Source organism: Shewanella sp. SACH (assembly GCF_001887095.2).
Lineage (GTDB): Bacteria > Pseudomonadota > Gammaproteobacteria > Enterobacterales > Shewanellaceae > Shewanella > Shewanella baltica.
The window spans coordinates 458,670-465,815 of record NZ_MPDG02000002.1; the positions used below are offsets into that span (position 1 = coordinate 458,670).

Below are 7,146 nucleotides of genomic sequence, written 5' to 3' on the forward strand. Positions count from 1 at the left end.
TTTCTATTCTGCCACAGTCGTCGGCGAAGCTCAGTAAAAAGCCAACAGTAGGGGAGGCAATAGCCAGCCTTAGGGACTAGGAAGCGACATATGACTATTGCTCCTTCAGTTATGTAGGCTGGGATAGGCAATTGAAGGAACCAAAACCAAGAGATAATAATAATGAAATTCAACAAACTCGTGATCGCTATGGGGATGGCCTGCGGTGTAATACTCGCCGGCTGTAACGATAGCGAAGATAGCACTACGCCCACCGAACCCGAAACTCAACTGCAAGCTTTTGCCCCCAACGGTTTACTCAAAGCCAATATTCGCCGCACCACCTACGGCGTGCCACATATCCAAGCCGATAACTTAGAAAGCTTAGGTTTTGGTAGTGGTTATGCGCAGGCACAGGACAATTTATGTGTGTTAGCCGATGGCTTTATTAAGGCTAACTCGCAGCGTTCCATGTACTTTGGCCCCCATGCGTCGATTGACTTCACTACGGGCCAACCCACAGCGGAAGATAACGGCAACTTGATCTCTGACTTTGCCTACAAAGCGTTAAAGATTAGAGCGCAAGCCGAAGAAAAATGGCCACAGTTTAGTGAAAACTCTCGGGCGCTGATCCAAGGTTTTACCTCTGGTTATAACCAATATCTTGCCGATGTCGAAGCGGGTAAACAAACGGCAGAACCTTTCTGTGGCGGTCAGCCTTGGGTGAAACCCATAGTGCCAGAGGATGTGGTGACTTATTTGTTTTCAATCGCTTTGTTACCGGGCGCAGCTAACTTTCTCGATTTGATTTTTTACGCTAACCCGGGGGATGCGCAGGAATATATGCCGCGTATCGTAGGGCCTGCACCCAGCCAAGACCAAACCGCATTTGTGGCCGATATGCAGTCTAAGTTGATTGCCCGCGCGGCCCGCTTCACCACGCCAGAGACCAATCCCCGAGGATTAGGCTCTAACGGTTGGGGTTTAGGTAAAGATAAAACCGAAAACGGTAAAGGCATGGTGCTCGGCAATCCGCATTTCCCACACACGGGTAACCTGCGTTTTTGGCAGTCCCATATTACGATCCCTGGGCATTTAGACATGATGGGCGGCTCGCTTGTGGGTATGCCTGGGCCGATTAATATCGGTTTCAACAAAGATTTAGCGTGGACTCATACCTTCTCAACCGCCGAACATTTTGTGATGTATAACTTAGAGTTAGTCTCGGGCGATCGGATGCAATATCTGTTCGATGGCAAACCAATGCCGATCACCAAAGAGACAGTATCGATTCTGGTGAATGCTGGTCCTGCCGGCATGTTAGTGGCCGAGAAGGATATTTACACCACGGCAAAAGGCCCTATGGTTGAAGCGCCACCTGCTTTAGCGCCTTTTGGTTGGGATGATGGCAGCGCCTTTATGATCCAAGACGCCAACATGGGCAATATGGACCCCGTTGACCATTGGTTAGCGATGGACATGGCGACCAATAAAGAAGAGTTCCAACAGGCCTTCAAGGATTACGACGGCGTCATCTTCAATAACACTATGTACGCCGATAAAGAGGGCAATGCTTTCTACATCGACGACTCGACAGTACCGGGATTGTCTGAATCGGCAGTGGTGTTGTTAAAAACCTCGCCAGACATTAAAGCGGCTAAGGCGCAGGCCGGATTTACGATTTTACCCGGCAACACATCGCTGTTTAGTTTCGATGGCCCAACACCTTATGCCCGCGCGCCAAAGCTTGAGCGTACTGACTTTGTGCAAAACTCCAATGACTCATTCTGGTCGACTAACTTGAATGAACCGCTGACTTATTTCTCGCCCATGTATGGACCAGAAGCGGGGCAATTGTCGCTGCGAACGCGTATGGGCTTGAGCTTAATGCAGGATGCGGCGGGGGCAGATGGCAAGTTTAGCTTGGAAGAACTCGAAGCGGCTGTGTTGTCTAATCGCAGTTATCTTGCTGAGTTAGTGCTGCCTGATTTGATTGCCCAGTGTGATGCCCAAGGCAGCACGCCTGTTGTGGTGTCGGCGAGTTTATCTAAGGATGTCACTTCGGCGTGCACGGCGTTAAAAGCGTGGAATGGTAAGCAAGATAACGACAGCAAAGGCGGTGCTTTACTGCGTGAGTTTGCCCACCAATTCAGCCAAACGACCATGTTGACCCAAGGATTCGATCCCGCCAATGCGGCGACGACACCTAAAACCTTGACCACAGATGGCAGCGCCTTAGTGGCCTTGGCCCATAGCGCACTGAATCTTGAGGCGGCGGGTTTTGCCTTAGATGCGCCATTGGGTGAGGTACAATTTGTGGAGAAATCGCTGCCGGACGGGACGCCAAGCGGGTCGCGTTTACCTTGGCCGGGTAGCCACAATGCCGAGGGTGGATTCAACGTGTTCTCGACCAGTCTGTCGGGTGACGACACTTTAATCCCGCAGCACAAGTACGCACCTGTGATGGACGTGGTTACTGGCAAGGCGATGAGTTCTGGCTTAACGGCGAAGGGATACCAAGTGCGTTATGGGTCGAGCTGGATGATGGCGGTGAACTTTACTGACGAAGGGCCAGTGGCGCGGGGAATTTTAACTTACTCTGAGTCGAGCAATATCCTAACGCCTGCGTTTGCCGATCAAAGCATCTTGTACTCAAGCGAGAAAAGTTTCCGTCCGTTATTGTTCAAAGAGGCTGATATAGCGCCAGCCGTGGTGTCGACCACTGAGCTCACGTTACAGAAACCTTAAGTTTGATTTTGCATTTATCGTTAACGGCTCACTTCGAAGTTGGTTCCGCAGTGAGCCGTTTTTTATGGCGTTTTCGACTGATAGCGATTTGTAAAAATTTAACATTAGCGGATGTGATCTTGATCGACTTTGGCTATCGATATGCGGCATTGGGTCTCGTTTTGTGGCTTTTTGTGATCTAGGTCCAATTCGGTGTTTTTCTCGGCGCTTATGCTATGTCACTGGTTTTAGTTTGAGGTAAAAATATTGTGTCTTTAAGCGGTTTTTTATGTGTTTTTTTTGCTGCTGCATTGAAAGCTTATTACATTAAATCAGCGATCTAGATCTCAATATCAGTTTATTATGAAATTCCCTTACATAAAGCCGAGTCAGATCAACTTTTATGGGCTTTTTTTGGTTATCCTTACGACGAATTTATTATGCTAGTCACACCGTAAGGTAACTTTTATATGCAAAAAGATGCGACCAGTGTTCTTGGAACACCTCAAAGCACACAGAATCTAGATTCAACGAAACACTTACCTTGGACTCGCCAAGATACGACTTGGATGTTGAGTTTATTTGGCACAGCCGTTGGCGCTGGAATTTTATTTTTACCCATCAATGCGGGCATGGGCGGCTTTTGGCCTCTCGTACTAATGGCAGTGATCATCGGTCCTATGACCTATCTTGCCCACCGCGGTTTATCTCGTTTTGTTTGTTCATCAAGCATTCCCGGTAGCGACATCACCCAAGTAGTAGAAGAACATTTTGGTGTGGGTGCGGGTAAAGCCATTACCATACTGTATTTCTTCGCCATCTATCCGATTGTATTAATTTACGGTGTGGGTATTACCAACACAGTCGATAGCTTTATCGTCAATCAGTTGGGCATGGCATCGCCACCACGCTTTATTTTATCGGGTGTATTGATCCTTGGTATGATGGCTGTGATGGTTGCGGGCGAGAAGTTCATGCTGAAAGTGACACAATTGCTGGTATATCCGCTGGTGGGTATTTTGGCCTTTATGTCGTTCTACCTGATCCCAGAATGGAAAATGGATGCCTTGCAAGTTGTGCCAGAAGCGGGTGCATTTTTAGGCACAGTGTGGTTAACGATCCCAGTATTGGTGTTCGCCTTTAACCATTCTCCTGCAATTTCACAGTTTTCAGTGTCATTGAAACGTGACCACGGCGCCAATGCTTCTCGCAAAGCTGACGTGATTTTACGTAACACTTCGATGATGTTAGTGGGCTTTGTGATGTTGTTTGTGTTCTCTTGTGTGCTGTCGTTATCGCCAGCCCAATTGGCAGAAGCGAAAGCGCAGAACTTACCGATTCTGTCTTACCTAGCCAACGTGCATTCAAGTGGTTTTGTGAGCTACTTTGGTCCGTTAATCGCCTTTATCGCGATTGTGTCCTCTTTCTTCGGCCATTACATGGGCGCGACAGAAGGCATGAAAGGCGTGATCGTTAAGCAGTTACGCTCAAGCGGCAAATCAGTCGCTGACGCTAAGATCAACAAGTTCATCCTAGGCTTTATGTTTGTCACTATCTGGGCTGTGGCTGTGATCAACCCAAGTATCTTAGGCATGATTGAAGCCTTAGGTGGCCCAATTATCGCTGCTATCCTGTACTTGATGCCTATGTATGCCGTGTATAAAGTGCCAGCGTTAAAAGCCTATCGTGGCCGAATCAGCAATATCTTCGTGATCATTGCAGGTTTACTGGCGATGACGGCGATTCTGTTTGGTTTCTTCCGTTAAGTTTTGCGAGTGTAGTGAAGCTTAACGAGGAGTTAGCGTTAGGTTTTTAGTCTGAATCGTGACTCGTAAAAAAAGGATCGTGCCATTGGCCCGATCCTTTTTTATTGCGAATAAGCTATTGAAGGACTTATTTTTCTTCGTACATTAAATAGTAACTCTGCTTCATCCCTAAGGCTTGATAGGTTTGCTGGGCGGCGAGGTTTTCTTGCTCGACATATAAACGGAAGCTGGCAGCGCCACCATTGGCTTCGGCCAGTTGTTTGACTTCACTGTAGAGCTTGCCATAAATGCCTTGGCGACGATTTTGCGGGCGAATATACACACTCTGGATCCAGTAATAATCCTTGGCGCGCCAATCGCTCCATTCAAATGTCACCATAAGCGAGCCGACTATCTCACCTTCAATTTCGGCGACGAGGTAAAACCCTTTTTGCGGGCTCTCAAGTAGCGTGCCCACGCCGCGGGTTAGTGTCGCTTCATCTAAGGCTAAGCCTTCGGTTTCTTGGGCCATCGCCTGATTAAATTGGACTAAGGCACTGAGGTCCTGAGCCTTAGCTTTACGGATCAACATACAACAACTCCTAGGCGGTTATTGAGTAATACCGCTCTTGTTTAGTGAACAACCATTTTGTGGCTTACTTTAGCATGGAACATTGTGGGATAACGAGTTCGACAGTCGCGGTTTTGGCGGAGTGAGCTTAATTGTTGTTGCGGATTTTTGTACGACTAAAGTCTTATCTGCTAGGCTTGTCTCTAGTGCCCTTTTTCTGAACTAAGTGAGCATATGATGGGATTCGTTAAGTCGACACGCCGCTATAAACTTAAGGTGTTGCCCGTTGCTGATCTGACTGCTGATGAGCAAATAAACCATCGACTGCATTTTATCTTAACTTTGTTGAGTTTTGGTTTGTGGGGACTCGTTTGGTGGTGGTTGATCCTGAAAGCCAAGGGCAAATCTGACTTTATTTTCAGTGGTTTTGATGACGATTACTGGAGTTATTTGATTGAACGTGAGCAACCGCCAGCAGCGCTTTATCGTCAGCAAATTGCGCCAAATAAAGTCACAGAATATTTTGATGCTTAATCAGAAAAACTAACATTTAAGCGGCCAATTTAACAAGGTCAGTTTGGTTAATGTTACTGATTTTAAGACAGTTTAGCTCAACGTGACCCAGATCATCCCTCTATGAAAACCCCTCTGCTAGACTCGGCGATTGCCTCATGTAGACTGAGAAACTAGCGCGCTAGTTTTGGTCTTTGCCCCATCATAGTTTCGAATTCAAGGTTATGAATATGACAAAACCTAAGTCGTCGGCATTAGGCCGTGTTTGGTCTCGCTGGATGTCAGTGCCGCTGTGGCTGCAAATTGTTATTGGTATGGTGCTAGGCATTATTGTCGGCGTTATTTTTGGCGAACAAGCCACTTGCTTAAAACCGCTGGGCACCTTATTTGTCAATGCCATAAAGATGCTGATCGTGCCATTGGTGTTTTGCTCGCTGATCGTGGGCGTTACGTCGATGCAAGACACCGGCAAGATGGGGCGCATTGGCTTTAAATCCTTTGGGTTTTATCTGTTTACCACGGCTATCGCGATCAGTATCGGCCTGCTTGTTGGTTATGTGCTGCAGCCCGGCGCAGGCTTAGGATTAACGCTGGCAGAAGGCGCGACTCAAACCGCCAAAGCTGTGCCTTCATTAGTCGATACCTTGGTTGATATAGTGCCGACAAATCCGATTGCGGCCATGGCAAGCGGCCAAATTTTGCAAGTCATCGTATTTGCCATCGCCTTAGGTATCGCATTAGTGCTGATTGGCGAGCACGGTAAACCTGCGATTAAAGTGTTCGAAAGCCTCGCCGAAGCCATGTACAAACTGGCTGACATGGTGATGAAACTCGCACCCTACGGCGTCTTTGGGCTAATGGCTTGGGTGGCGGGGGAGTATGGTATTGATATGCTTTGGCCCCTGATCAAAGTCATCATAGCCGTATACCTTGGCTGTATTATCCACGTGCTGGGTTTCTATAGTTTTTTGCTGCGCGGATTTGCGAAGTTAAGTCCGCTGCAGTTTTTTAAAGGCATTAGCAACGCCATGTTAGTGGCGTTTACCACGTCTAGCTCTGCGGGCACGCTCCCTGCAAGCATGAAGTGCGCGAGTGAAAACCTAGGCGTTCATAAGAAGATTTCTAGCTTCGTGTTACCGCTGGGCACTACCATCAATATGGACGGCACTGCGTTATACCAAGGCGTTACTGTACTGTTTGTGGCGCAGGCGTTTGGCATCGACCTGACTGTCGTCGATTATCTCACCATTATTTTAACCGCGACTTTGGCTTCTATCGGCACTGCGGGTGTTCCCGGTGCGGGTTTAGTGATGCTGACGTTAGTGCTGACAACCGTAGGGCTGCCCTTAGAAGGGGTGGCATTGATAGCGGGGATTGACCGTATTTTAGATATGGTGCGCACTGTGGTGAACGTTTCCGGTGACTTAGTGGCGACAACTGTGATTGCCAAGTCTGAAGATGAGCTGGATATGGCGCATTACAATGCCGACACGGAGCAAAGCGCCGTGCTAGCCGAGCAAAATATTGCCCTTGAAACGGCAGCAGAGAATAGCGCCAAAGTCTAGTTGGCTTCAGTTGCTGGCTGTGAAACTAAAAAACCGCCAATGGCGG

The 7,146-nt window shown here is 48.0% G+C and carries 5 protein-coding genes; 4 read left to right on the forward strand and 1 reads right to left on the reverse strand.

Annotated features, from left to right (window positions below):
* Nucleotides 1-162 precede the first annotated feature (162 nt).
* Both BM607_RS09955 and BM607_RS09965 read left to right on the forward strand, forming a co-directional pair.
* Nucleotides 163-2,727: an acylase gene (locus BM607_RS09955; RefSeq protein ID WP_071938524.1), complete on the forward strand. Its 2,565-nt coding sequence runs from the start codon at nt 163-165 to the stop codon at nt 2,725-2,727.
* 449 nt (nt 2,728-3,176) lie between these two features.
* Entirely contained in the window at nt 3,177-4,472 is a 1,296-nt protein-coding gene (locus tag BM607_RS09965; RefSeq protein ID WP_006084033.1) for an aromatic amino acid transport family protein, read from the forward strand.
* Between the two features lie 127 nt (nt 4,473-4,599).
* On the opposite strand, the gene BM607_RS09970 is transcribed toward BM607_RS09965, so the two are convergent.
* Complete coding sequence (locus tag BM607_RS09970; protein WP_006084032.1) at nt 4,600-5,043, reverse strand: GNAT family N-acetyltransferase; 444 nt, start codon at nt 5,041-5,043, stop codon at nt 4,600-4,602.
* Between the two features lie 216 nt (nt 5,044-5,259).
* Here BM607_RS09970 and BM607_RS09975 point away from each other — a divergent pair, with 216 nt between their 5' ends.
* Together BM607_RS09975 and BM607_RS09980 are read left to right on the forward strand one after the other, a co-directional pair.
* Nucleotides 5,260-5,556 carry a hypothetical protein gene (locus BM607_RS09975; protein WP_071938522.1) on the forward strand — a complete coding sequence of 99 codons (297 nt, stop codon included), beginning with the start codon at nt 5,260-5,262 and terminating at the stop codon, nt 5,554-5,556.
* A gap of 209 nt (nt 5,557-5,765) precedes the next feature.
* The gene (locus BM607_RS09980) at nt 5,766-7,100 is read left to right on the forward strand and encodes a dicarboxylate/amino acid:cation symporter (protein WP_011845876.1); all 1,335 of its coding nucleotides are present in this window, start codon (nt 5,766-5,768) and stop codon (nt 7,098-7,100) included.
* Nucleotides 7,101-7,146: the final 46 nt, after the last annotated feature.

Excerpts from the sequence above, each read along its gene's own strand:
- BM607_RS09955 (WP_071938524.1), top strand. The coding sequence starts at position 163 with ATGAAATTCAACAAACTCGTGATCGCTATGGGGATGGCCTGCGGTGTA.
- BM607_RS09965 (WP_006084033.1), top strand. The coding sequence starts at position 3,177 with ATGCAAAAAGATGCGACCAGTGTTCTTGGAACACCTCAAAGCACACAG.
- BM607_RS09970 (WP_006084032.1), bottom strand. The coding sequence starts at position 5,043 with ATGTTGATCCGTAAAGCTAAGGCTCAGGACCTCAGTGCCTTAGTCCAA.
- BM607_RS09975 (WP_071938522.1), top strand. The coding sequence starts at position 5,260 with ATGGGATTCGTTAAGTCGACACGCCGCTATAAACTTAAGGTGTTGCCC.
- BM607_RS09980 (WP_011845876.1), top strand. The coding sequence starts at position 5,766 with ATGACAAAACCTAAGTCGTCGGCATTAGGCCGTGTTTGGTCTCGCTGG.